The organism is Shewanella avicenniae, assembly GCF_017354945.1.
GTDB lineage: Bacteria > Pseudomonadota > Gammaproteobacteria > Enterobacterales > Shewanellaceae > Shewanella > Shewanella avicenniae.
Map to the genome: position 1 here is coordinate 355,846 of NZ_CP071503.1, position 26,095 is coordinate 381,940.

Genomic DNA, 26,095 nt, shown 5'->3' on the forward strand with positions numbered 1-26,095 from the left:
CGCTCCCCAAGTTGTTGTGCTGTGTTAATGGAATCTAGTCTCGAAAATTCACCTACCTCAACGCTAATAGCCGATGTCTCTGCGACGGATGCTATGTTGCGCCAGGTGTTTGGTTATCGAGAATTCCGCCAAGGTCAGCAGCAGGTGATTGAACAACTGCTGTGTGGCCAAGATTGCCTGATTATCATGCCCACTGGCGGTGGCAAGAGTTTGTGTTATCAACTTCCGGCGCTGCTGTTGCCTGGGCTGACGATTGTGGTCTCACCGCTCATCTCCTTGATGAAAGATCAGGTCGATGCACTCACGCAGATGGGCGTTAATGCTGCGTTTCTCAACTCATCGTTAACTCGTGAGCAGCAAACTCAGACGCTGCGTGGCATTCATCAAGGTGAGATTAAGCTGCTGTATATCGCCCCTGAGCGCTTGATGAGTCAGGATTTTCTTGAGCGATTACATCATCTGCCGTTGTCGATGATTGCGGTGGATGAAGCACATTGTATTAGTCAGTGGGGTCATGATTTTCGCCCCGAATACGCTCAATTAGGGCGATTGAAACAGCTGTTTCCGCATATCCCTATCGCGGCACTAACCGCAACCGCGGATGAAGCGACCCGGCTTGATATTTGTCAGCGTCTTAACATTCAACCCTTTACGTTACTTTCCAGTTTTGACCGCCCCAATATCCGTTACACTGTCGCGGAAAAGCTTAATGCGCCCAATCAGTTACGGCAGTTTGTAAAAACGCAGCAGGGCGCTGCAGGGATTGTTTACTGTGGCAGCCGCCGCCGCGTGGATGAGGTTGCGGAGCGATTGCGACTGCAGGGCATACATGCCGAAGCTTATCACGCTGGCATGAGTACCGACGAGCGAGCCAGTGTGCAGGACCGGTTTTTGAAAGAGCAGCTCGAGATCGTGGTTGCCACAGTGGCATTTGGTATGGGGATTAATAAATCCAATGTCCGCTTTGTGGTGCATTACGACCTGCCGAAAAGTATTGAAGCGTATTACCAAGAAACGGGGCGAGCCGGTCGCGATGGCATGCCATCGGAAGCGTTAATGCTGTTTGACCCTGCAGATATTTCGCGGGTGCGTCATCTGATTGAGCAAAGTGAGCCTGGCCCTCAGCAGCAGGTTGAGTTGCATAAGCTCAATACCATGGTGGCGTTTGCTGAAGCCCAAACCTGCCGCCGCCAAGTACTATTACACTACTTTGGTGAAGCCGCAGCGCCTTGTGGTAACTGTGATATCTGCCTTGACCCGCCGAAACGTTACAACGGTACCGAAGATGCGCAGAAGGTATTGTCTTGTATCTACCGTTTGCAGCAAAAGTTTGGTTTGAATTACGTGATTGAAGTGCTGCGTGGTGGACGTTCAGCACCGCTCACTGAACGTGGCCACGATAAACTATCCACATGGGGCTTAGGCAAGGATAAAAGCGCCGAGTATTGGTTGAGTGTGACGCGGCAATTGATCCACCTTGGCTTGATCAACCAAGATATCTCACGCGGGTCTAGTTTACGGTTAACCGAACCGGCTCGCCCTGTGTTACGCGGTGAAGTGGCGTTGATGTTGGCAGAGCCACGGTTAACCTTATCGCATCTGACCCATAAGCCAATGGGGGCTAAATCGAGTCATCATCGTGCGCCGCTGAACTATGATCGCCGACTATTCGCCCGTCTAAAAACCTTACGTCGCAGTATTGCCGAAGAGTACGATGTGCCGCCGTACCTTGTGTTCAACGATGCAACGCTGGCTGAAATGGCCGCTACTATGCCAACCACTGAAATTGAGATGTTAGCCGTGAGTGGCGTTGGCGAGCGTAAATGGGCGCGCTTTGGCCAGCGCTTTATTGATGAAATTGGTGACTATTTAACGGACGCTTGAGGTGTGCCACGCTCACGAGTACGCGAGAGCTGATTGACGCTCGCGCGTTTAATCAGTGATTGCAGATTGTCAGGTTGTTTCATCTCTGCCAGACCGATAAGCGCGGGTTGAACGCTAAACATGTGCAATACCGGCTCTAATTGACGTACGACTCGGCTTGCACCTTCTGCGGATGTGTGCGGCAACAACACCAATAACTCATCTACAGAATGGCGAATAATCTTGTCTTGTTCTCTGAGTCTATGGGTCGCTTCTTCAATCAATACAGGCAAATCTATCTGCTTAATATGATTGATGTTTACGATAAGCAAACTTAATGGATAGCCTGCTGTTTTCGCCGTTTCAATCATGGCTTCAACCCACTGATCACTGTCATCTGTCGTCGCTTTATTGTGTTTCGGATACCAATTCTTATAGCGGCTGATAATCCAGAAAATAGTTACCAGCAAAATTAACAGCAGTGCATAAACTATGATGTAAGCCCGCTTGAGTTTCTGGGCACTGTCACTAGTGGTTGCTTTAATCTGCTGCTGCGCCAGCGACTGTTGCTGCTCTTGTAAACTCAACTTGGCCTTGTACTGCATGAATTGGGTGTTATTAAGCTCTTCTTGTGCAAGTTGTAAAGAGGTTATGGCCTGCTGCAGTGATTGATATGCATCGTCTAGCTTTCCTTGCTGATACAGAATTGTAGATTTGAGTTGCTCAGACGCGGCATCATCAAAAGGCTGTGCTAATGATCCAGATAAAGCGAGCGAAGCACTTAGGTACACCAGTGCCTCATCAAGCTTACCTTGTTTCATCTTTATTCTGGCGGCTAATCGACTAATCCCCATCTTTCCAGTGCTAATATCTAGCTTGTCGTAAATGTCTGCTGCTAGTTGGCAGTAGTAGTCTGCCTTTTGTTGATTATCTAACAGGAGGTAGATTGCTGCGATTTGGCCGTAAGAGGGCGCTCTTTCTACTTCAGATTGGACTAAATGTAGCGTGTCGATTGCTTTTTCTAATTGGTCTTGCCCGAGTTCGTAGTTTGCTTGGTCGATAGAAACACGAGATTGCATTAAATAAAGCACATGCTTGATTTTGCCTTTCGCACTGGGATCATCTAGCGCCAAATTCAGGTAATAATCTGCTTGTTGATAATCCCCGGTTGCCTGTAACACCGACGCCATATCGGCATATACATAAGACAATGGTGGTGTTAGCCAAGTTGGCTCTTGTTTGCTTACATCGTCATAAATGTCGAGTGCTAACCTGAGATCTTCGATTGCCGCCGCGAAGTTGCTTAACTCATTTTCGGTTTGGCCTCTAAGACGTAATACGGAAAACAATAACTGATAATCACTATGACGCTTAGCGTACAACGCAGTCGTGTCAAGGAGTGGCAATGCTTGTTTGAGGTGATCGAGGCTTTGATATGCTTCTGCTTCACAGAGGTCAAAATGTGGCACAGCAATATCTAACTTGGCTTGCTTAGCGGTGGCTTGGCCGTTATGGGCAATAGTTATGGCTGTTTGCTGCTCTCCTAGTTGAATCATCAACTGACATTTGAGCAGCTGTAGCCGTAATTGTGCTGATGTTGATTGAACGCCTTGTTGCTCCAATTGGGCGATTTTACTGGCGGCTTCGGTGGGGAATTGATAAATCTGCAGCGCAAGATTATCCATATCATCGGCATGAGCCACCACTGCCAAGCTGCAGAGAAACAGGCTCAGGATCCAACTGCGAAAGTCCATTTAATCTCCGTAGGGCATGAGTATCATGACGAAACAACCGTCAGATTATATCGTTTTTTTCTGCAAAAGTTGTTGGTTAAACATTGACGAATGCGGCATTTATTACAATTGATTGATATGCAATATAATCAGTAATTCGCAAAGTTTTATTGTCTTGGGTCGGTAATGTGCAACAAAAATGGAAGATTTGACGATTTATAGCAAATTGATGTTGACAGTGACGATTATCACGGTTATTTATTGAACCACTTTGATTTCGGTGATCCACGGTCACCGCGAAAATCCTGTAAGAATATTGGCTGATTGGCATGCAAACTAACGTAACTCTTTCTCTCCTCCTCCTTACTCTCGCAGGTGCTGCGCGGAGGAGTTAAGGCTGTTTGCCAGACAGCAAGTACAACTCAAAACCCCGCGCCCAAAATCGCGGGGTTTTTTGTTACCGAAATATTAATAAAGTGAAAGTGGACCCCTACGGAGAATCCAGATGTCTGATAAAGTATTTATTTTCGATACCACGCTGCGTGATGGTGAACAAGCGCTGGCCGCGAGTTTGTCGGTAAAAGACAAGTTACAAATCGCTCTGGCGCTCGAACGTCTGGGCGTAGACATCATGGAAGTGGGTTTCCCAGTTTCATCTCCTGGTGATTTCGAATCGGTGCAAACCATTGCGCGCACCATTAAAAATTCACGCGTGTGTGCCTTGTCGCGGGCGTTGGAGAAAGATATCGATGCCGCAGCACAAGCGTTGTCGGTGGCTGAGCAGTTCCGTATTCATACCTTTATCTCAACCTCTAGCATCCATGTTGAGAGCAAGCTGAAGCGTTCATTTGACCAAGTGTTAGAGATGGCGGTCGCCGCGGTGAAGTATGCCCGTCGCTTTACTGACGATGTGGAATTTTCTTGTGAAGATGCTGGCCGTACGCCGATTGATAATCTTTGTCGTATGGTTGAAGCGGCAATTGCTGCGGGTGCGCGCACTATTAACATTCCTGACACTGTGGGCTACACCGTGCCAAACGAATTCGGTGGCATCATTCAAACGCTGTTTAACCGCGTACCGAATATCGACCAAGCGGTGATCTCAGTACACTGCCATGACGACTTAGGTTTGTCGGTCGCTAACTCGATTACCGCGGTGCAGCATGGTGCGCGTCAGATCGAATGTACCGTCAACGGTATCGGCGAGCGTGCAGGTAACTGTTCTCTGGAAGAAGTCGCGATGATCCTGTCGACCCGTAAAGATGTGATGGGTGTAGAAACCAATATCAATACCAAAGAGATTTATCGTACCTCTCAATTGGTAAGCCAGATTTGTAATATGCCCGTGCAATCCAACAAAGCGATTGTAGGTGGCAATGCCTTTACTCACTCCTCTGGTATTCACCAAGACGGTATGTTGAAGGCGAAAAACACCTACGAAATCATGACCCCAGAAAGTATCGGTTTAAACCGTAACCACCTGAACATGACATCGCGCTCTGGCCGTCATGTGATCAAGCATCGCATGCAAGAGATGGGCTACAGCGAAAGCGATTACTCACTGGATCAACTGTATGACAGCTTCTTGAAGTTGGCCGACAAGAAAGGCCAAGTGTTCGATTATGACTTGGAAGCGCTGGTGTTTATGGAAGGTAAATCTGACCGTGAACCACACTATAAGTTGGAGCAGTTGAAGATCCAATCGGACTCGATTGTTGGCGGCGCGACCGCAACCTTAAGTTTGAACATCGGTGGCAACACGGTGACCACTGAAGCCAAAGGTAATGGCCCCGTTGACGCCGCCTATAACGCCATTGCTGCAGCGAGTGGTGAACAGGTCAATATTGTCAGCTACAAACTGGGCGCGAAAGGCGAAGGCCAAAATGCGCTGGGCCAAGTAGATATTACCGCCAAATATCGTGGGCAGAATTTCCACGGGGTTGGTCTAGCGACAGATGTGGTTGAAGCATCTGCAAATGCGTTGATTTATGTTATGAACTTGGTTCATCGCGCTGACTTTGTGGCGGACCAAAAACAGAAAAAATTGGAAAAAAAGGATTTGGGGGGAGTATGAGTTACAAGGTAGCGGTTCTGGCCGGTGATGGCATTGGTCCAGAAGTGATGGTTGAAGCGCGTAAAGTGCTGGCAGAAGTTGAACAACGCTTTGGCTTGGAAATCAGCTATAGCGAATATGATGTAGGCGGTGCGGCCATTGATAACCATGGTTGTCCGCTGCCAGCAGAGACGCTGCAAGGCTGTGAAGCTGCTGACGCAATTTTATTTGGTTCCGTTGGCGGCCCAAAATGGACTCATTTGCCACCAGATGAACAACCTGAGCGTGGCGCACTGCTGCCACTGCGCGGTCACTTTGAACTGTTTTGTAACCTGCGCCCAGCCAAGTTGCACGCGGGTTTAGAAGGTTTATCGCCGCTGCGCGCTGACATATCCTCGCAAGGGTTTGATGTGGTGTGTGTGCGTGAACTGACCGGTGGCATCTACTTTGGTAAGCCGAAAGGTCGCCAAGGCGAAGGTGAAGCGGAAGAAGCGTTCGATACCATGCGCTATAGCCGCAAAGAGATCCGCCGTATAGCTAAAATCGCCTTTGAAACCGCGCAAGGCCGCCGCAAAAAAGTGACCTCAATCGATAAAGCTAACGTGCTGGCTTGCTCAGTGCTATGGCGTGAAGTTGTTGAAGAGGTTGCCAAAGATTATCCAGACGTTGAGCTGGAACATATGTACATCGACAACGCCACCATGCAGTTGCTGCGTCGCCCGTTCGATTTTGACGTCGTGCTGTGTTCAAACCTGTTTGGTGACATTCTGTCAGACGAAATTGCCATGTTGACCGGTTCAATGGGTTTGTTGTCATCCGCCTCAGTTAATGGCAGCGGTTTTGGTTTGTTTGAACCGGCTGGTGGCAGCGCGCCAGATATCGCCGGTAAAGGGATTGCTAACCCGGTAGCGCAAATTCTGTCAGCAGCACTGATGTTGCGCTTTAGTCTGCAACAAGAAGAAGCTGCATGTGCGATTGAACGCGCGGTGGGTAAAGCATTATCTGAAGGTTATCTGACCGGTGAATTGCTGGCCGCTGATCAGCGCCACAATGCGAAATCAACCAAAGAGATGGGTGATTTCATAGCACAAGCAATTCGGGAAGGTGTGTAATGGGCAAGACCTTATATGAAAAGGTGTGGGACGCCCACATCGTGGCCGAGCCAGCGGGCGAAGCACCAATTATCTATGTCGATCGTCACTTAGTGCATGAAGTGACTTCGCCACAAGCATTTAGTGGTTTGAAGATGGCGGGACGTAAACTGCGTGCGCCAGAAAAAACCTTCGCCACCATGGATCACAACACCTCCACCAAGAGTGCCAGCTTAGATGCGCTAAGCCCGATGGCGCGCACGCAGGTGGAAACCTTACAGCAAAACTGCCAAGACTTTGGTGTGCGCTTGTACGATATTCACCATCCTAATCAAGGGATTGTGCACGTGATGGGCCCCGAGCTCGGCATCACGCTGCCGGGCACTGTGATTGTCTGTGGTGACTCGCACACTGCCACCCACGGTGCGTTCGGCGCGCTGGCATTTGGTATCGGTACCTCAGAAGTTGAGCACGTACTGGCAACCCAAACCTTGCGTCAACTGAAAGCCAAAACTATGAAGATTGAAGTGCGCGGCAGCGTACAAGACGGCATTACTGCCAAAGACATCGTGCTGGCGATTATCGGTAAAATCGGCATGGATGGCGGTACTGGCTATGTGGTGGAATTCTGCGGTGAAGCGATTCGCAACCTGTCGATGGAAGGTCGCATGACCTTGTGCAACATGGCCATCGAAATGGGTGCTAAAGCCGGGATGGTCGCGCCAGATGCCACCACCTTTGAATACCTAAAAGGCCGTACTTTTGCGCCGAAAGCCAGCGATTGGGAGCAAGCGGTAGCCGATTGGTCAGCGCTGAAAACTGATGATGATGCGGTGTTTGATGCCACTGTGACGTTGGAAGCGAAAGATATTGCACCACAACTGACTTGGGGCACCAACCCCGGCCAAGTAGTGGCGATTGATAAGCCGGTGCCGAATCCTGCCGATGAAACCGATCCGGTGACCAAAGGCAGTATGGAAAAAGCGCTGCAATATATCGGCTTAGAGCCAGGCGTGCTGATGACCGATGTGGCCATCAACAAGGTGTTTATCGGCTCATGCACTAACTCGCGCATTGAAGATCTGCGCAGTGCTGCGGCGCAGATTCAAGGCCGCAAAGTGGCTTCGACTGTAAGCGCAATTGTGGTGCCGGGTTCTGGCCAAGTAAAAGCTCAAGCAGAAGCGGAAGGTTTGGATAAGCTGTTCACAGAAGCCGGTTTTGAATGGCGTTTGCCGGGCTGCTCTATGTGTTTGGCAATGAACGATGACCGTTTGGAACCGGGCGATCGCTGCGCATCGACCAGCAACCGTAACTTCGAAGGTCGCCAAGGCCGCGGTAGCCGCACCCATTTGGTCAGCCCAGCAATGGCGGCCGCTGCGGCAATTGCTGGTCACTTCGTTGACATTCGTCAGCCAGCAGAGGAGAAGTAACATGCAGGCATTTACTGTACATCAAGGGCTTGCTGTGCCGCTGGACAACGCTAACGTCGACACCGACCAGATCATTCCGAAGCAGTTTTTGTCCAAAGTGACCAAAGATGGCTTTGGCGTGCATCTGTTTCACGACTGGCGCTATCTCGATGATGCGGGTGAGCAAGCCAACCCCGCATTCGTGATGAACCAACCACGCTACCAAGGCGCGACCATTTTGCTGGCGCGGGAAAACTTTGGTTGTGGCTCGAGCCGTGAACACGCGCCGTGGGCACTGGCCGATTACGGCCTACGCACAATCATCGCCCCAAGCTTTGCTGACATCTTTTATGGCAACTCGATCAACAACGGCCTGCTGCCAGTGAAGTTGCCAGCAGATCAGGTTGAGCAGTTGTTTGTGGAAGTGAGTGCCAGCGAAGGCGCGCAGATAACCGTGGATTTGGAACAGTGCAAAGTGGTATCACCATCGGGCGCTGAGTTTCCGTTCACACTGGCAGAATCCGCCCGTCATAAACTGCTGAACGGTTTAGACGCGATTGGTCTGACCTTGGCACATGATGCTGAAATCAGCCAGTACGAGCAGACTATTCCAGCGTGGCGTGGCTAAGCGCCGTCGATAATGATTTGCTGAGATAGGGGCGCTGCGGCGCCTCTATTTTTTTGACCGTTTGGCGAGTGAAGCTGTTAATTCGCTATTCGCTAAATGCTGGTTATATGCCTTGCTAAATGCAGCTCATTTTTACTCATCTTTATTATCTACACTCATTTTTTGCTTAGCTTATGTGCGCCGGTGTTGAACCTATTTGCGGCAGTATTGTGAGCTATTCTCGCCCCCAACCCGCATTGCAAAGATGCAGTTTAGGCGAACATATGTTCGCTATAGCTAAATTTTTAACTCTATGAATCGCTTAGTAATTTAAGTTTTTACTCTAATTGGTGGGTTGCGTTAGCCCGAGTTCTGTCTCACGAATGTAACCTGTTTTGTATCAGCTTGTGAGAAAATAAATCCATATTTTCAATGTGTTATCTATCTTTGTTATTTAGAGTTTTTACTTGCAAAGATATGTAGCAAAAGTAAACTCGCTTGCCAGAAAAAGAAAAACATCACGTCGTACATCGTTTTTAAACTCACAATTAGAGAACAACAATGACTCAGAAATTCAAACTGACACTGTTATCTGCAGCGCTATTGGGGATGGGCGTGCAGTTACCGGTACAAGCTGCTGGTTTCCAATTGGCTGAATCATCAGCCACCGGTCTTGGTCGTGCCTTTGCAGGCGAAGCTGCGAGTGCTGAAAATCCATCAGTGCAAGCGCGTAACCCGGCCATGTTGAGCTACTTGAAGGGACGCCAAGTCTCCGTCGGCGCGGTGTATGTGATGCCAGAGGTGGACACTCCCGGAACACTTTCGATCAATTCACCGCTGCTGCCACAGACGATCGTAGTCGATGGCAGCGTTGATGATGTGGCCAACAATGCCGCAGTACCTAATTTCTATTACTCCAGCCAACTTAACGACCGCTGGACCTGGGGTTTGGCGCTTAACTCAAACTACGGTTTAGAGACCGAACTGCCCGCCAGTCATGCATCTGCTATTTTTGGCAACAAGACATCGGTAACGACCGTTGAGCTCAATACCAACATCGCCTACAAAATTGATCGCCACGTCACAGTGGGCGGCGGCATGCGTTTTGTTTACGGCGAAGGTGAGATTGGCGCAACCACACCGGCATGGCTGGACAACGTTAAAGCTATTCCAACGGTACCCGCCGCCATTGCTGCGCAACTGCCGGCCGCAGGCACAGAGCTGAAGCACCTCGAAGGGGATGATTTTGGTATTGGCTGGCGTGCAGGCGCGAGCTGGCAAATCGATGCGAAAAACCGTATTGGTTTGGCCTATAGCAGTTCAGTGAAACTGGACTTAGACGGTAAGGCGCGTGGCGTGATGTACACCGGTGGTTCAGCAACCGTACGAGGTTATATTCCGTTGGAGTTGCCAGCCTTTGCTGAATTGGCCTCTTACCATCAACTGACCGATGATTTTGCGCTGCAAGCCAGCATCAACTGGACTGATTGGAGCGCATTTGACGAACTGACGGTGTACTTCCCACATGAAGAGAAACCCTTGTCAGGTGTTGATGCTGACTTAGTCAAAGAAGAACACTTCAAGGATAACTGGCGTTATTCCGTCGGTGGCACTTATCAAGCCAGCAAAGCGCTGACGCTACGTGCTGGGGTTGCGTTGGATAAAACCGCCGTGGCTGATGAAAACCGCACCATCACCATTCCTGACAGTGACCGCTTGTGGTTCAGCTTGGGTGCTGGTTACGCGCTTAGCGATGCGATGACCTTAGATTTAGGCGTTACCTACATCAAGGCGCATGGCGATTCGCCAATCGATGAAACCCAATCATTACTGAATCTGGCGCAAGTGACTTACCAAGGCGAATCAGTTGGCCATGTGTGGTTAGCAGGATTGCAGTTCACTTACAAGATGTAATGCTGATTGAGTTGATAACGACAGAAGCCTCGCAATGCGGGGCTTCTTTGTGTTGGTGGCATAGCGTAACGGTTAGCTGAGGCCAGAGGATCAGACCGTGACATCCACAATCGCGCCTGCCGCTACCGAATCATGTTGCTGCTCATCGGTGTCTGGTTGACGCCGATCTGTTTGACGACGTTCGCGGGCAAACGCTTGCTGCTGTTTGCGACGATCAATACGATGACGCCGATCTTGCACCTGTGGGGTAATTGCTTTCTGTTCGTCCTGATGCTCCGGCGCCGCTTCAGCCGTTTCGCTGACCTGTTTAACCCCTTTGTCATTTCGATAGCGATTTGGCGGCGGTAATGCTTGCATCGCATAAATGGTTTCTAATCCCATAGTTCGTCCCTTAATCTGTGCCGTTACACCCGCTTGTTATTATGTTAGACCCTGTTACTTACTCTTTAACGGCAAAAATTGTACAAACTTTAATCATGTTGGCACTTGTGTGTGCACGGCGACTCACCGGAAATGCGCCAAAATTTGCCAATATGGGGCAGCGAATACCACTTTGACGCGAATGCCGCACACTTGTCTGCTTATCCCTAAGCCTTATGGGGCTGATATATAGTGACAAATTTCCACAAATCTCCACTTTTTTGACGTTGGTCTACTTTCCTGTAACACGCCGCTAACCCGCTTGGCGTCTGGATTTAAACGAGATCCGATCGCTTGACAAGCTTTATTGACTGTCCCTACACTTAGCATTCGTGGGAATTTGTGGATCAATGTGGATCTACTGTCAAAGATAGGAGAACCGGATGTTTTCCGGAGCCAGTGCCCTCAACTTGGATGCCAAAGGCCGGATCGCTATGCCAATGCGATACCGCGATCTGTTGCGCGCCGATAGTGACGGCAAGCTGGTGGTGACAGTGGATATTCAGGCGAAATGCCTGCTGATCTATCCCATTCATGAGTGGCTGGTGATTGCGGCAAAATTGCAAAAGCTGTCTGATATGCAGCCCCATGAGCGTGCGTTAAAACGGTTGATGTTGGGTTATGCACAAGAGTGCGAGCTAGACAGTAATGGTCGTATTTTGCTGACGCCGCCGCTACGTAAGTATGCAGAATTAGATAAAAAGCTGATGTTAGTCGGTCAGCTGAATAAGTTTGAATTGTGGGATGAGCAACTGTGGCAACAACAGCTGGATGCCAGCTTAGCGCTTATCCAAGAAGAAGGCATTACAGCCAGCGAACGTCTGGCTGATTTTTCGCTTTAAAAGACACTAAGTTAAAAGAAGAGACACATGAGCGAAAATTTTGCGCACCTGTCGGTTTTACTGAATGAAGCCGTAGAAGGATTAAATATTCGTCCCGATGGCATCTATGTCGATGGCACCTTTGGCCGTGGCGGTCATTCGCGTCAGGTATTGGCACGTCTTGGTGAACATGGGCGATTGATCGCGATCGATCGCGATCCACAAGCCATTGAAGCTGCAAAAGCGCTGGCTGACGACCCGCGTTTCAGCATTGTACACGGTGGCTTTGGTCAACTGGCGGACTATATCGAGCAGATGGGACTCAGCGGCAAAATTGACGGCGTGTTGCTGGATTTAGGCGTGTCATCGCCCCAGCTGGATGATGCCGAACGCGGCTTTAGCTTTTTGCGCGACGGGCCGCTGGATATGCGCATGGACAACAGCAAAGGCGAAACCGCCGCTGAGTGGATTGCCCGCGCTGAAGTAGAAGACATGGCGTGGGTGTTCAAAACCTACGGCGAAGAAAAAAATGCGCGCCATATTGCCCGTTGTATCGCTGCCGATCGTGAAAAAACGCCATTCCTGCGCACCAAAGATCTGGCCTCGTTGATTGAACGCATCACCAAAAATAAAGAGCGCAATAAACATCCTGCGACGAGGGTGTTTCAGGCCATTCGTATCTATATCAACAGCGAATTAGAGCAGATTAACCAAGCGCTTGAAGGCGCAGTGAGTGTGCTGGCTCCACGCGGTCGTTTGTCGGTGATTAGTTTTCATTCATTAGAAGATCGTTTGGTGAAGCGTTTTATCCGCAAGTTTAGCCAAGCAGAAGAAGTGCCTTACGGTTTGCCTGTGACAGAAGAGCAGCTTAATCGTAATCGTAAATTGCAGCCGATTGGCAAGGCGACAAAGCCATCGGAGCAGGAGCTTACACAAAACCCTCGAGCACGCAGCTCAGTGTTACGTGTAGCGGAAAGACTCGAGGAATAGCCGTCGATGGCGGCTAAGCAATTAAGCCTAACCCGTATTGTGATTCTGGATATCTGGCATCACAAGTGGATGTTTTTGATTGGTTTTGCCGTGATGATGAATGCGGTGGCGGTGGTATACACCAGCCATATTAGCCGTTCGCAAACCAGCCAACTGAATAATTTACAACAAGAACGCGATAGGCTAGATATCGAATGGCGAAATTTATTACTTGAAGAACAATCACTTGCAGAACATAGCCGCGTGACGCGCGTGGCAACAAAGGACTTGGATATGGAACGTCCCGAACCCGGCAAAGAGGTTATAGTGAGACTGCCATGAAAAAGCAGGCGAAAAGGATTACCAAACCTGAACCTATTCACTGGCGACTCAAGCTGGTGGTTTTTGTCGTGTTTGTGGTTTTTGGTTCACTGGTAGCGCGTGCTGCCTATATTCAAGTGATTGAGCCTGGCCGTCTGCGCCACGAAAGCGATATGCGCACCCTACGGACGACCTCCAATGAAGTTCAGCGTGGCTTGATCACTGACCGTAACGGTGAAATGTTGGCGGTGAGTGTGCCGGTGCGCGCGGTGTATGCCGACCCTAAAGTTGTGTTCGATGAAGACGGTTTTAAAGATATGCGCCGTTGGCAAGCGTTAGCAGACGTACTGCACGAGCCAATGGAAGATTTGTTGGCGCGTGTGCGCGACAACCCCAAAAAGCGGTTCACCTATCTCAAGCGTCAAATTACCCCAGAGGTGGCCAACTACATTAGCCAGTTGAAGCTGCCGGGCATCTATTTGAAAGCGGAATCGCGCCGCTATTACCCAACCGGTGAGATCACCGCGCAATTGGTGGGTATCACTAATATCGATGATGTCGGCATTGAAGGGTTAGAGAACACCTACGACAGCTGGTTAACCGGAACCCCGTCCAAGCAAAAAGTGCGTAAATCTCGCGATGGCAGCGTGGTTGAGGCGCTCGATATCATTCAGGAGGGCGAAAGCCCGAACGATCTAGTATTGAGCATCGATCAACGTATTCAACAATTGGCTTATCGTGAATTGAAGCGCGCAACTGAGATGTATCAAGCCACATCGGCTTCGCTAGTGATGATAGATGTGCGTACCGGTGAAGTGTTGGCGATGGCCAATACCCCATCTTATAACCCTAACTCCCGTGAACAGCTACAAAGCTACCGCATGCGTAACCGTGCCTTGGTAGACGCGTATGAACCAGGGTCAACCGTGAAACCCTTTGTGGTGGCCGCTGCATTACAAGCGGGCATCGTAAAACCGGATGATAGAGTGGATACCTCTCCGGGCTGGATGAGAATTGGCGGTCAGCAAGTGCGTGATTCTCGCAATTACGGCGACATGACCTTGGCGATGATTTTGAAAAAATCGTCCAATATGGGGATTAGTAAGCTGGCTTTGGAAATGCCCATTCAGCAGTTGCTGGGCACCTATCAATCGTTGGGATTAGGCAATTACACCGGAATTAACATGACTGGCGAAAGCCCAGGTTTGGTGCCTGAGCGCCATCGTTGGTCTGATTTTGAACGGGCTACGTTAGCTTTCGGTTATGGCTTGACTGCCACTCCGTTGCAATTGGCGCGCATGTACGCTGCGCTGGGCAGTGGTGGCATCGTGTATCCAACCTCGATCTTCAAGCTCAAGCAAGCGCCAGAAGGTACCCGAGTGTTGTCTGAAGCAGTTGCCAAAGACGTGCTGAAAATGCTGGTGGGCGTTACTGAAGAAGGCGGTACCGGTACAAAAGCGCACATCGATGGTTATCCTGTGGCTGGTAAATCGGGCACAAGTCGTAAAGCGGTTGCCGGTGGCTATGGTGATGATTACGTTGCATTGTTTGCCGGTGTAGCCCCAGCTAATGACCCACGTTTGGCCTTAGTCGTGGTCGTCAATGAACCGAAAGGCGATCACTACTACGGCGGTGACGTTTCTGGCCCAGTGTTTGGCAAAGTGATGTCCGGCGCATTGCAGATGCTCAACGTTGAACCCGCCAGCACGCGCGAGCTGGTGCAGTTGGCCGGTACGCCGGGAGGTCAGCAATGATGCTGCTAAAAGATCTATTAGCGCCTTGGTTTCATTATGCGGGCAACGAAGCGGTGGGCGCGCCAACGCTTGATAGCCGCAAAGTCAGTAACGGCGGCTTATTTTTAGCGGTTCCCGGCTATCGTGTTGATGGCCGCGAGTTTATTGCTGCAGCTCTGGCGAACGGTGCTGCCGCAGTAATACGTCACACCGATGTGCCGAGCGAACATGGCACGGTGCATCACGATAACGGCCTCATCATCGATTTTTTCCAATTGAATCGTCAGTTGTCAGCGCTGGCGGCACAGTTTTATCAACCAAACGGTTGGCACACTCGCGTGGTGGGTGTGACTGGCACGAACGGCAAAACCTCGGTAACTCAGTTGATTGCGCAGTGGGTGGAACTACTTGGCCAACAAGCGGCGGTCATGGGCACTATCGGCAATGGTCGTTTGCATCAATTAGTCGATACCGGCAATACCACTGCCGATGCGGTGACAGTGATAGCGCAATTAGCGGATATGGCACAGCAGCAGATCGACGTCTGTGCGATGGAAGTGTCTAGCCATGGCTTGGTACAAGGCCGGGTAGATGCCGTGCCTTATGAGATTGCCGTATTCACTAACCTCAGCCGTGATCACTTAGATTTTCACCACAGTATGGAAGCCTATGCCGCAGCGAAGCGTCGCTTAATGGCGTTTCCATCGGTCAAGCGCGCGGTGATTAATTTAGATGATGCGGTGGGCTCGCAGTGGTTTAACGAACTGAGCCAAATCGGCTTAGGATTTTCTTTACAAAATGATGCGCGCGCGCACATTCGTGCCCATTCAGCGCAGTATCATCACGCCGGCATCACCGCCCAAATTGAATGGCCTGAAGGCAAAGGCGAATTGCACAGTGTTCTGCTCGGCGAGTTTAACTTGTCGAATCTACTGGCGGCGCTGTCGACCCTTTACGCCATGGGGTATGCAATGGAAACCCTATTGGCGCTGGCGCCTAAGTTACAACCTGTGGCAGGGCGGATGGAGTGCTTTACCGCACCGCAAGGCTACTCGATTGTGGTGGATTACGCTCACACCCCAGACGGACTCGACAAAGCATTGCACGCGGCGCGTAGCCATTGCAACGGAACGCTGTGGTGTCTGTTTGGCTGTGGCGGCGATCGCGATAAAGGCAAACGACCACAGATGGGCGCAATTGCCGAACAGTTGGCAGACCGCATCATGGTGACCAGCGATAACGCCCGCAGTGAAGATCCTGCAGCGATTTTGGCTGACATTCGTGCGGGGCTGGTTCATTCCGAAGATGCCTTATTTGAGGTGGATCGTGAGTTGGCGATTAAACAAGTTGTCGCATTAGCGAAGCCAGGGGATCTTATTCTGCTGGCAGGCAAGGGACATGAAACATATCAAGAAATTAACGGCAAACGCCGTCATTACGATGAGCGCGCGGTGGCGCAGCAGCTCTGTGGAGGCCAACAATGATTGCGTTAACCCTAGCTGAGATCGCTATCGCCCTCGGTGCGCGGTTGTTGCCTTCATTAGCGCTCAATATAGGTGTTAACCGCGTCACCACCGACAGCCGCAATGCCGATGGCAGTTTATTTATCGCCTTAAAAGGCGAGCGTTTTGATGGCCATGATTATGTGCAAGACGCAATCGACAATGGTGCGATGGCGGTGTTGGTGCACCAAGAAATGCGTGTTTCAGTACCGCAATTAGTGGTGGCCGATACTCACCAAGCACTGGGTAAGCTTGGCAAATTGGTGCGTGACCGCGTGGCGCCGCATTGTGTGGCATTGACTGGTTCAAATGGTAAAACCAGTGTCAAAGAGATGGTGGCATCGATTTTATCACGGCAATTTTCAGTGCTTTACACCGCTGGCAACCTCAATAATGACATTGGCGTGCCGCTTACCGCATTACGGTTAAAGCTTTCGCACGAATATGCGGTGTTTGAGCTGGGCGCCAATCATCCCGGTGAAATTGATTACACCTCTGACATCGTGCGGCCACAGGTTGCGTTGGTCAACAACGTGGGCAGTGCGCATTTAGCTGGCTTTGGTTCCGAAGCGGGCGTGGCTAAGGCCAAGTCGGAAATATTTAACCACCTTAGCGCCGATGGTACCGCGATCATCAATGCCGATGACCGCTATGCCGATTTAATGCGCCAAGCCTCAGCTGGGCATCGGCAACTCGCATTCTCGAGCGAAACTGACGCCGATGTGATGGCAACGCAGCTAACCCATGACGCCGGTGGTCATTACCAGTTTGTTCTCAACTACAAATATCAACAGCTTGAAATTAAGTTGCCATTAGCGGGACGGCATCAGGTCAACAATGCCTTAGCCGCCGCGTCGATCTGTATTGCGCTGAATGTGCCGTTGGATCTGATCAAAACCGGACTGGAAGCGATGAAGCCAGTGAAGGGCCGCATGGTGCCATATCAGTTCGGTCGGGTGTTGTTGGTGGATGACAGTTACAACGCCAACCCTGCATCTGTGACGGTGGCCATAAACTGGCTAAAAGAATTATCAGGATTTCGTGCCTTGGTACTGGGCGACCTTGGGGAATTAGGCGACAATGCCGCGCTTTTGCACCGCGAATTGGGTGAGCAGGCAAAACAGGCAGGCTTATCGGCACTTTATTGTTGCGGTGACTTAACCCAAAACACCAGTGAAGGATTCGGCTCAGAGCATCAGCAAGATATTGAGCAACTGGTGAATAAATTAATAACAGATATCAAGCAGCAAACCGGGATGGTGACTGTATTGGTAAAAGGTTCTCGTAGTTCGCGGATGGAGCGAGTGGTTGAGGCCTTGATAGCCGCCCAAGGGCGCGGGGAGTTTGTGTAGATGCTGGTTTATCTGGCGGAATATTTAACCCAGTTTTATACCGGGTTTAACGTGTTTTCTTATGTCACTTTCAGAGCCATTTTAGGGCTGTTGACTGCACTTAGCTTTTCGCTGTGGTGGGGGCCAAAACTGATCCGAAAACTGCAGTTGCTGCAGATTGGTCAGGTGGTGCGTAACGATGGTCCCGAATCACATTTTAGTAAGCGTGGCACCCCAACCATGGGTGGCTTGCTGATACTTGCCGGCATCTTCTTGAGCGTGCTGCTGTGGGGCGATCTCGATAACCGCTATGTGTGGGTGATGTTGTTCGTATTAGGCGCCTTCGGCTTGATTGGGTTTATGGATGATTACCGCAAGGTGATCCGTAAGGACCCGAAAGGCTTGGTGGCGCGTTGGAAGTATTTTTGGCAATCGGTGTCAGCATTAGCTGTGGCGGTTTACCTGTATTACACCGCCTCCGCACCGGGTGAAACTGTGCTGGTGGTGCCGTTTTTCAAAGACGTGATGCCGCAGTTAGGCGTGTTTTTCATGGTGTTGGCGTACTTTACTGTGGTGGGCTCAAGTAACGCGGTGAACCTGACCGACGGTTTAGACGGTTTGGCCATTACCCCAACCGTAATGGTTGCTGCGGCGTTTGCCTTGATTGCCTATCTGTCAGGCCATGTGCAGTTTGCGCAATACCTGAATATTCCGCATCTGCCGGGGGCCAGTGAACTGGTAATTGTCTGTACCGCGATTGTGGGCGCCGGGTTGGGCTTTTTGTGGTTCAACACCTATCCAGCGCAAGTATTTATGGGCGATGTAGGTTCGCTGTCGCTCGGTGCCGCATTAGGCACGATTGCTGTATTAGTGCGGCAAGAAATTTTGTTGGTGATTATGGGCGGCGTGTTTGTGATGGAAACCGTGTCGGTGATTTTGCAGGTCGGTTCCTACAAATTGCGCGGTCAGCGGATTTTCCGCATGGCGCCGATTCACCATCATTACGAATTAAAAGGTTGGCCAGAGCCACGGGTGATTGTGCGTTTCTGGATTATTTCGCTGTTTTTGGTGTTGCTTGGTTTAGCAACCCTGAAACTGAGGTAGGGCTATGACGCAACGTTACTCGCATATTGTGATGGGCCTCGGCGCGACCGGTAAGTCGGTGGTGCGTTATTTGGTATCACAAGGTATTACTCCGTTGGTGATGGACAGTCGTCGTAATCCACCGGGCTTAGCCGATATCAAGCGCGAGTTTCCCCAGTTGGAATGCCGCGTCGGCGGTTTTGATTGTCGCGCCTTAGTGCAAGCCGAGCAGATCATCATCAGCCCAGGTATTCCGATGGATACCCCAGAGGTGCGGGTCGCGCTCGACATGGATATTGAAGTGATCGGCGACGTTGAGCTGTTTGCGCGTGCCATTGCTCATCGTGCGCCCTGCGTACTGGCAATTACGGGCTCCAACGGTAAGTCAACGGTGACCACGCTGGTGGGCGAAATGCTCAAAGAAGCCGGCATGAATGTGGCGATTGGTGGAAACTTGGGCGTGCCTGCGTTGGAATTGCTTGAACAGAATGCCAACTTTTACGTGCTGGAGTTGTCGAGCTTCCAATTGGAAACCACCCATAGCCTGAACTGCATCGCAGCAACCTGCTTAAACATCAGCGAAGACCATATGGATCGCTACAGCGATTTGGAAGCCTATCGTCGCGCCAAACTGCATCTGTATGACCAAACCCGACTCGCAGTCTTTAACCGCGATGACGAACAGACAGCACCGTTATCGCCAATGAACATTGTCAGCTTTGGTTTGGGGAATCCAGACGGTGACGACTGGGGCATTACCGACGGCAAAGTGGTGCACGGTAGCAGCGAGATTATGAATATTGCTGATATCGCGCTGCTCGGCAGTCATAACCACGCCAACGTGTTAGCTGCAATGGCGCTCGCCGATGCCGCAGGCGTTGATAAGGTGGCGATGGCAAATGTGGCCAAGAGCTTTACTGGCTTACGTCATCGCTGCGAACTGGTGTCGTCGAAAAATGGTGTGCGTTGGGTGAATGACTCAAAAGCCACCAATGTCGGCTCTACCTTGGCCGCGTTGAATGGCTTCAGCGACTACCTCGGTGACATCATTTTGATTGCGGGTGGTGACGGCAAAGGCGCAGATTTTTCACAGCTGGAAGATGCACTTGCTGGCGTGAGCACCTTGATCACCCTTGGCCGCGACGGTGACAAAATTGCTGCGCAGAAAAAGGGCGCAATTAAGGTGGCCAATATGGCGGAAGCGGTGGCAAAAGCCGCGGAATTGGCTAACTCGGGCGACATCGTGTTGTTATCGCCTGCCTGTGCCAGCTTAGACATGTATCCGAACTTTATGGCTCGCGGCGATGACTTCTGCGCCCGAGTGGAGGCGTTGGATGAGCAGTAATGAGAAGCAACTCAGCCTGTTTGCTGGCGGTGTTCGCTGGCCTTGGGCTGATTGGTTTCATGAACGCGAAGCACCGGGCATGCAGTTGTATGACCGGCAATTGCTGTTTGCGATTATCTCATTGATTGCATTTGGGTTTGTAATGGTGATGTCAGCGTCGATGCCAGAGGCACAGACGCTCACCCAAAATCCGTTCTATTTTGTTTGGCGCCATCTGGCCTATTTGGCGGGGTGTGTGCTGATTGCGGCAGTGGTGCTGCGCGTCAGTATGGAGCGCTGGCAGCAATTGAGCCCGTGGTTGTTACTGGGCGTGGGTTTTATGTTGATTGCGGTGTTGATTGTTGGCACCACAGTCAATGGTGCGCGGCGTTGGTTGACGATTGGCCCGATCCGGATTCAGGTGGCTGAGCTCTCGAAATTCGTGTTTACCGTGTACATGGCGGGTTATCTGGTGCGGCGTCATCAAGAGGTGCGTGAACATATGAAAGGCTTTTTAAAGCCGATCATGGTGTTCATTTTCTATGCCTTGTTGATCATTCTGCAGCCGGATTTGGGCTCGGTCATTGTGTTGTTTGTGACCACGGTGGGGCTGCTGTTTTTGGCTGGCGCTCGCATTAAAGATTTTACCTTGCTGATGGTTCTTGGTTGTACTGCGTTTGTCGCGCTGGTGGCGTTAGAGCCATATCGTATGCGGCGGGTCACCTCATTTTTGGACCCGTGGGAAGATCCGTTTGGCAGCGGCTATCAGTTGACGCAATCCTTGATGGCTTATGGTCGCGGCGATTGGTTTGGTCAGGGCTTGGGCAACAGTATTCAGAAATTGGAATATCTGCCGGAAGCGCACACTGACTTTATCTTTGCGGTGATTGGTGAAGAGTTGGGCTTTGTTGGCATCTTGGCCGTGTTGGCAGTGCTGCTGTTTGTGGCGATCCGGGCACTGAAGTTAGGCCACAAATGTGTAGAGATGGATCTGCCGTTTGAAGGTTATCTGGCATATGGCATCGGTATTTGGATCTGCTTTCAAACCGTGGTGAATGTCGGCGCCAGTATCGGCATGATGCCTACCAAAGGGTTGACGTTACCGTTTATCAGTTACGGTGGCAGTAGTTTATGGGTTATGACCGCAGCGGCCATGGTGTTGATAAGAATCGACCATGAGCGACGTCTGAGCCAAATTCAGGCGGTGCAAGGGAGAAGCAAGTAATGGTGAGCTGCGAACAAGGTAAACGCATTTTAGTGATGGCCGGTGGCACCGGCGGTCATGTATTTCCAGCGTTAGCCGTCGCGCGTTATCTGGCACAGCAGGGCTGGCAGGTAAAGTGGCTCGGCACCGCAGACCGCATGGAGGCGCGTTTAGTGCCGCAACATGGGTTTGATATAGCGTTTATCGATATCAAAGGTGTGCGCGGTAACGGCTTGCTGCGTAAATTGGCCGCGCCAATGAAATTGCTACGCGCCGTATGGCAAGCGCGGGCGGTGATCCGCGAATTTAAGCCCGATGTAGTCATGGGTATGGGCGGTTACGCCAGTGCTCCAGGTGGTTTTGCCGCCAAGATGATGGGTATTCCGTTGGTATTACATGAGCAAAACGCGATTCCAGGGTTAACCAACAAACTGTTGTCAAAAATCGCAAGTCGCACCTTGTGCGCCTTTGCAAACACCTTCACCGATGTTGATGCAGAGGTGGTCGGTAATCCGATCCGGCAAGAATTAGTGAGCTTGGGCGAGCAGCCTCGCAGTTCATCAGCCTCAGAGGCACTAAAGGTGTTAGTGGTGGGCGGCAGCCTTGGCGCAAGGGTGTTTAATGAGGTGATGCCAGAAACGGTGGCGCAGTTGAGTCGTCAATGTTCAGTAACGGTTTGGCATCAAGCGGGTAAAGGGAATCAAGCGGGTCTATTGGCGGCTTATCAGCAATTTGGTCAAGAAGACCGAGTTAAAGTGGCTGATTTTATTGATGATATGGAAGCTGCTTATCGCTGGGCGGATGTGGTGGTGTGCCGCGCCGGTGCGTTAACTGTGTCTGAGTTAGCGACCGTGGGCTTGCCATCGATTTTGGTGCCGCTGCCGTCGGCGGTGGATGATCATCAAACGCGCAATGCCATGGTATTAGTCAATGCCGATGCTGGTCGCTTGTTACCGCAAACAGAGATGACAGTCGCGTCACTTTCGCAGCAACTTCTTGCCATGGCAGAAGATCGCCAGTTGCTGATGCGAATGGGACAGAACGCGAAAAATGTCGCAATAACAAATGCAACTGCCAGAGTAGCTGCTGTGTGTCAGCAGCTGGCAGAGTAAGGACAAAACAGAATATGAATGCAGCTAAATACGCCCAATTACGTGCAACTATCCCGGAAATGCGCCGGGTGCGGCGTATTCATTTCGTCGGGATTGGTGGTGCCGGTATGGGCGGTATTGCTGAGGTGCTACTCAATGAAGGGTATCAAATCAGTGGCTCAGACATCGCAGCCAATGCAGTGACAGAGCGCTTGGCTTCATTTGGCGCCAAGATCGTGATTGGTCACACCGCCGAAGCGGTGATGAATGTGGATGTGGTGGTGGTGTCCACCGCCATCAAAGCGGATAACCCAGAATTAATTGCCGCCAAAGCCAGCCGCACGCCGATTGTGCGCCGCGCAGAAATGCTGGCGGAACTGATGCGTTATCGCCACGGGGTTGCCATTGCGGGAACTCATGGTAAAACAACTACCACCAGTTTAATTGCCAGTGTCTATGGCCAAGCGGGCCGTGACCCAACGTTTGTGATTGGCGGTTTGCTTAACAGCGCCGGCACCAATGCCCGTTTAGGTCACAGTCGTTACTTGATTGCCGAAGCGGACGAGAGCGATGCCTCGTTCCTACACCTGCAACCTATGGTGTCAGTGGTCACTAACATTGAAGCTGACCATATGGACACCTATGGCGGCGACTTTGAAAAACTGAAAACCACCTTCGTGGATTTTCTGCATAATTTGCCGTTTTATGGCGTGGCCGTGCTGTGTATCGATGACCCTGTGGTACGCGAAATTATGCCGCGTATTGGCCGACATATGGTGACCTATGGTTTTAGCGAAGATGCCGATGTGCAGGCGTTGAACTTCAGCCAAACCGTGGGGCAATGTCACTACACTCTGCGCCGTAAAGGGCGTGATGATTTAGATATCACGCTTAATTTGCCTGGCCGTCATAACGTATTGAATTCGTTAGCGGCGATTGCGGTAGCGAGTGAAGATGATATCGACGACGCGGCAATTTTGCAGGCCTTAGAAGAGTTTCAAGGCATTGGGCGTCGCTTTCAGCATTTGGGTGACTTTTCTACCCCCAATGGCGGCATCATGCTGGTGGACGACTATGGTCACCACCCCAGTGAAGTGTTGGCCACGATTAAAGCGGCGCGCGCAGGATGGCCTGATAAGCGTTTAGTGATGGCGTTTCAGCCGCACCGTTACACCCGTACCCGCGACCTGTATGAAGATTTTGTCGAGGTGCTGTCGCAAGTGGATTGTCTGTTGCTGCTTGAGGTGTATGCCGCTGGTGAAGCGCCGATTGCCGGTGCTGATAGCCGTAGCTTGTGCCGCAGTATTCGTCTGCGTGGTCAGGTAGATCCTGTGTATGTTGCCGCACCTGAACAGTTGGCTGAACTGTTGCCGGGGGTACTGCAGGATGGTGACCTGATGCTGACCCAAGGAGCAGGCAATATTGGTGCGCTATCCAAATCGTTGGCGGCCAATAAATTGGGTTTTAAAATTCAGCAAAATGCTGATGCAAACGAATAAAAAACAATCAGTTAAATCTGTTTGTACGATAAATTTTGACCGAGATTTTCGGCTCCGTATAATGGCGGTTTTTTCAGCCGTCGAGACGGAGCCTAGCAGATGGGAGTAGGGCAAAAATTGGCAGCGCTGCGGCAGCGAATGCGACAAGCAAATTGGTACCTCATCAGCGGCGTTAGCTTTTTGCTGTTGGTACTGATTGCACTGGCTTATGCCGGCTGGAAGTTGGAACTGCTGCTCAATGATGCTGAGGCCTTACCCATTCAGGCGGTGGCCGTAAAAGGTGAGCGTCGTTATACCAGCGACGAACAGATCCGCTTGGCGTTACAAGATTTAATGCAGCGTAGTTTTTTTAGCGCTGATGTGATGGAAGTACAAAAGGCATTAGAGGCCTTGCCTTGGGTGTATAAGGCCTCTGTGCGACGCGATTGGCCGGCAAAGTTAAAGGTCTATTTGCAGGAGCAAACACCGGTAGCACATTGGAATGCGACTGGATGGTTGAACGAGCACGGTGAAGTGTTCGCAGCACCGCAAGAGGAAGAGCTAGAAACTTTGCCTTGGCTTTCTGGGCCAGATGAACGCGGTTTAGACGTACTGACCGCCTACAAACAGATGGAAGAGTTATTACGCATCAATAGCTTCCACCTGCAAAAATTGCATTTAAGCCCACGGTTAGCGTGGGAGGCTGAGCTCGGTAACGGCATCGTCCTTGACCTCGGTCGTGAAGATAAAATGTCGCGGATACAACGTTTTATTAACGTATATCCGGAAATGTTAAAACAGGATAAAAGTTTAGCGCGAGTGGATTTGCGTTATGACACGGGTCTAGCCGTTGGCTGGGAAGCATCACAAAAAGAGAGTCAGTGATCGATGACCAAAAACCAAGAAAGAAATCTGATCGTGGGATTGGATATTGGCACCGCAAAAGTTGCTGTGATTATTGGTGAAGTGCTACCTGATGGTGAAATCAGCATCGTCGGCTTGGGCAATCATCCATCGCGCGGCATGGATAAAGGCGGCGTAAACGATCTCGACTCTATTGTGCGCAGCGTGCAGCGGGCATTGGATCAAGCGGAATTAATGGCAGATTGCCAAGTGTCGTCCGTGTATTTGAGTATTTCAGGCAAGCACATTGATTGCCAAAACGAAAATGGCATGGTGTCGATCAACGATGAGGAAGTGACCTCAGAAGATGTTGAAAACGTTATCCATACGGCACGCTCGGTGAAAATCCCAACGGAACGCCGCATTCTGCATGTGCTGCCGCAAGAGTATGCGATTGATGTGCAAGAGGGCATTAGAAGCCCGATTGGTATGTCAGGGATGCGGATGGAAGCCAAGGTGCATATCGTCACCTGTGCCAACGACATGGCGAAAAACATCACCAAAAGCGTTGAGCGTTGCGGCTTGAAAGTGGATGACTTGGTGTTTTCCGGTATCGCATCGGCACACGCAGTGCTGACCAATGACGAAAAAGACTTGGGCGTGTGTTTGGTCGATATCGGCGGCGGTACCACTGATATCGCAGTGTATACCAATGGCGCCTTGCGTCATTGCGCCGTGGTGCCAGTTGCGGGTAACCAGGTGACCAACGATATCGCCAAGATTTTCCGTACCCCACTGACGCACGCAGAACAGATTAAAGTGCAGTACGCCAGCGCACGCAGTGCCTTGGTGAGTCGTGAAGACAGCATTGAGGTGCCATCGGTGGGCGGGCGTCCATCGCGTACCATGAGCCGCCACACTTTAGCGGAAGTGGTTGAGCCGCGTTATCAAGAGCTGTTTGAGCTGGTGTTCAAGCAACTGAAAGATAGCGGATTAGAAGATCAAATCGCCGCCGGTATCGTGATTACCGGTGGTACAGCGTCGATTGAAGGCGCGGTTGATATTGCCGAAGCCACCTTCGGCATGCCGGTGCGGGTTGCTAAGCCGCTGCCGGTGAAGGGACTTTATGAATATGTTGACCAACCTATTTACTCCACTGGAGTTGGGTTGTTGCATTATGGCGCCGCTCGACTGATGGAACGTCAGTTGGAAAAACCAGAGCGTCAAGGGGTAACCAGTTTATGGAATCGGGTCCAAAGCTGGTTTAAAGGTGAGTTTTAAACTCAATTAACGCAGGTAGCAGGG

The 26,095-nt window shown here is 50.9% G+C and carries 21 protein-coding genes; 19 read left to right on the forward strand and 2 right to left on the reverse strand.

The genetic code is table 11. The annotated features are described in order from the left end of the window. Positions 1–93 precede the first annotated feature (93 nt). Complete coding sequence (gene recQ / locus JYB87_RS01590) at positions 94–1,884, forward strand: DNA helicase RecQ (RefSeq protein WP_228729982.1); 1,791 nt, start codon at positions 94–96, stop codon at positions 1,882–1,884. Here recQ and JYB87_RS01595 read toward each other — a convergent pair. Continuing rightward, complete coding sequence (locus tag JYB87_RS01595; protein WP_207355183.1) at positions 1,866–3,617, reverse strand: hypothetical protein; 1,752 nt, start codon at positions 3,615–3,617, stop codon at positions 1,866–1,868. The two genes, recQ and JYB87_RS01595, sit on opposite strands and share 19 nt — an antisense overlap. Positions 3,618–4,101: 484 nt before the next feature. Between JYB87_RS01595 and leuA the strand changes: the two genes are divergently transcribed. The 5 genes from leuA (at position 4,102) to JYB87_RS01620 (ending at position 10,670) form a co-directional block, all read left to right on the forward strand. After that, the gene (gene leuA / locus JYB87_RS01600; protein ID WP_207355184.1) at positions 4,102–5,670 is read left to right on the forward strand and encodes a 2-isopropylmalate synthase; all 1,569 of its coding nucleotides are present in this window, start codon (positions 4,102–4,104) and stop codon (positions 5,668–5,670) included. After that, positions 5,667–6,761, forward strand: coding sequence for a 3-isopropylmalate dehydrogenase (gene leuB, locus JYB87_RS01605; RefSeq protein ID WP_207355185.1), 1,095 nt, complete (start codon positions 5,667–5,669; stop codon positions 6,759–6,761). Before leuA ends, leuB begins: the two co-directional genes overlap by 4 nt. After that, complete coding sequence (leuC, locus tag JYB87_RS01610) at positions 6,761–8,170, forward strand: 3-isopropylmalate dehydratase large subunit (RefSeq protein WP_207355186.1); 1,410 nt, start codon at positions 6,761–6,763, stop codon at positions 8,168–8,170. The genes leuB and leuC overlap by 1 nt, the downstream gene beginning before the upstream one ends. A 1-nt stretch (position 8,171) precedes the next feature. Beyond that, positions 8,172–8,777 carry a 3-isopropylmalate dehydratase small subunit gene (gene leuD / locus JYB87_RS01615; RefSeq protein ID WP_207355187.1) on the forward strand — a complete coding sequence of 202 codons (606 nt, stop codon included), beginning with the start codon at positions 8,172–8,174 and terminating at the stop codon, positions 8,775–8,777. Positions 8,778–9,317: 540 nt separating this feature from the next. Next, positions 9,318–10,670, forward strand: coding sequence for an outer membrane protein transport protein (locus tag JYB87_RS01620; protein ID WP_207355188.1), 1,353 nt, complete (start codon positions 9,318–9,320; stop codon positions 10,668–10,670). A gap of 90 nt (positions 10,671–10,760) precedes the next feature. Here JYB87_RS01620 and JYB87_RS01625 read toward each other — a convergent pair whose 3' ends face one another. Then, entirely contained in the window at positions 10,761–11,051 is a 291-nt protein-coding gene (locus JYB87_RS01625) for a hypothetical protein (RefSeq protein WP_207355189.1), read from the reverse strand. A gap of 422 nt (positions 11,052–11,473) precedes the next feature. Between JYB87_RS01625 and mraZ the strand changes: the two genes are divergently transcribed. From mraZ to ftsA, 13 genes are all read left to right on the forward strand, one after another. Next, positions 11,474–11,932, forward strand: a complete 459-nt coding sequence (gene mraZ / locus JYB87_RS01630) for a division/cell wall cluster transcriptional repressor MraZ (protein ID WP_207355190.1) — start codon at positions 11,474–11,476, stop codon at positions 11,930–11,932. 27 nt (positions 11,933–11,959) lie between these two features. Next, complete coding sequence (gene rsmH, locus JYB87_RS01635; protein ID WP_207355191.1) at positions 11,960–12,901, forward strand: 16S rRNA (cytosine(1402)-N(4))-methyltransferase RsmH; 942 nt, start codon at positions 11,960–11,962, stop codon at positions 12,899–12,901. 6 nt (positions 12,902–12,907) lie between these two features. Beyond that, positions 12,908–13,222 (forward strand): cell division protein FtsL, encoded by a 315-nt coding sequence (gene ftsL, locus JYB87_RS01640; RefSeq protein WP_207355192.1) that lies wholly within the window; start codon positions 12,908–12,910, stop codon positions 13,220–13,222. Beyond that, complete coding sequence (locus JYB87_RS01645; RefSeq protein ID WP_207355193.1) at positions 13,219–14,955, forward strand: penicillin-binding transpeptidase domain-containing protein; 1,737 nt, start codon at positions 13,219–13,221, stop codon at positions 14,953–14,955. Before ftsL ends, JYB87_RS01645 begins: the two co-directional genes overlap by 4 nt. Next, positions 14,952–16,418, forward strand: a complete 1,467-nt coding sequence (gene murE / locus JYB87_RS01650) for a UDP-N-acetylmuramoyl-L-alanyl-D-glutamate--2,6-diaminopimelate ligase (RefSeq protein ID WP_207355194.1) — start codon at positions 14,952–14,954, stop codon at positions 16,416–16,418. The genes JYB87_RS01645 and murE overlap by 4 nt, the downstream gene beginning before the upstream one ends. Further along, positions 16,415–17,788, forward strand: coding sequence for a UDP-N-acetylmuramoyl-tripeptide--D-alanyl-D-alanine ligase (locus JYB87_RS01655; RefSeq protein ID WP_207355195.1), 1,374 nt, complete (start codon positions 16,415–16,417; stop codon positions 17,786–17,788). The genes murE and JYB87_RS01655 overlap by 4 nt, the downstream gene beginning before the upstream one ends. Beyond that, a complete protein-coding gene (gene mraY, locus JYB87_RS01660) occupies positions 17,789–18,871 on the forward strand; it encodes a phospho-N-acetylmuramoyl-pentapeptide-transferase (protein ID WP_207355196.1) in 1,083 nt (360 codons plus the stop codon). It abuts the gene before it with no gap. Between the two features lie 4 nt (positions 18,872–18,875). Further along, on the forward strand, positions 18,876–20,195 hold the full coding sequence (murD, locus tag JYB87_RS01665; RefSeq protein WP_207355197.1) for a UDP-N-acetylmuramoyl-L-alanine--D-glutamate ligase: 1,320 nt from the start codon (positions 18,876–18,878) through the stop codon (positions 20,193–20,195). Then, positions 20,185–21,399, forward strand: a complete 1,215-nt coding sequence (ftsW, locus tag JYB87_RS01670) for a cell division protein FtsW (RefSeq protein ID WP_207355198.1) — start codon at positions 20,185–20,187, stop codon at positions 21,397–21,399. The genes murD and ftsW overlap by 11 nt, the downstream gene beginning before the upstream one ends. After that, the gene (gene murG, locus JYB87_RS01675; protein ID WP_207355199.1) at positions 21,399–22,490 is read left to right on the forward strand and encodes an undecaprenyldiphospho-muramoylpentapeptide beta-N-acetylglucosaminyltransferase; all 1,092 of its coding nucleotides are present in this window, start codon (positions 21,399–21,401) and stop codon (positions 22,488–22,490) included. The genes ftsW and murG overlap by 1 nt, the downstream gene beginning before the upstream one ends. Positions 22,491–22,504: 14 nt before the next feature. Continuing rightward, positions 22,505–23,968, forward strand: a complete 1,464-nt coding sequence (murC, locus tag JYB87_RS01680) for a UDP-N-acetylmuramate--L-alanine ligase (protein ID WP_207355200.1) — start codon at positions 22,505–22,507, stop codon at positions 23,966–23,968. Between the two features lie 99 nt (positions 23,969–24,067). Next, a complete protein-coding gene (locus tag JYB87_RS01685; protein ID WP_207355201.1) occupies positions 24,068–24,832 on the forward strand; it encodes a cell division protein FtsQ/DivIB in 765 nt (254 codons plus the stop codon). A gap of 3 nt (positions 24,833–24,835) precedes the next feature. Beyond that, complete coding sequence (gene ftsA / locus JYB87_RS01690; protein ID WP_207355202.1) at positions 24,836–26,071, forward strand: cell division protein FtsA; 1,236 nt, start codon at positions 24,836–24,838, stop codon at positions 26,069–26,071. Positions 26,072–26,095: the final 24 nt, after the last annotated feature.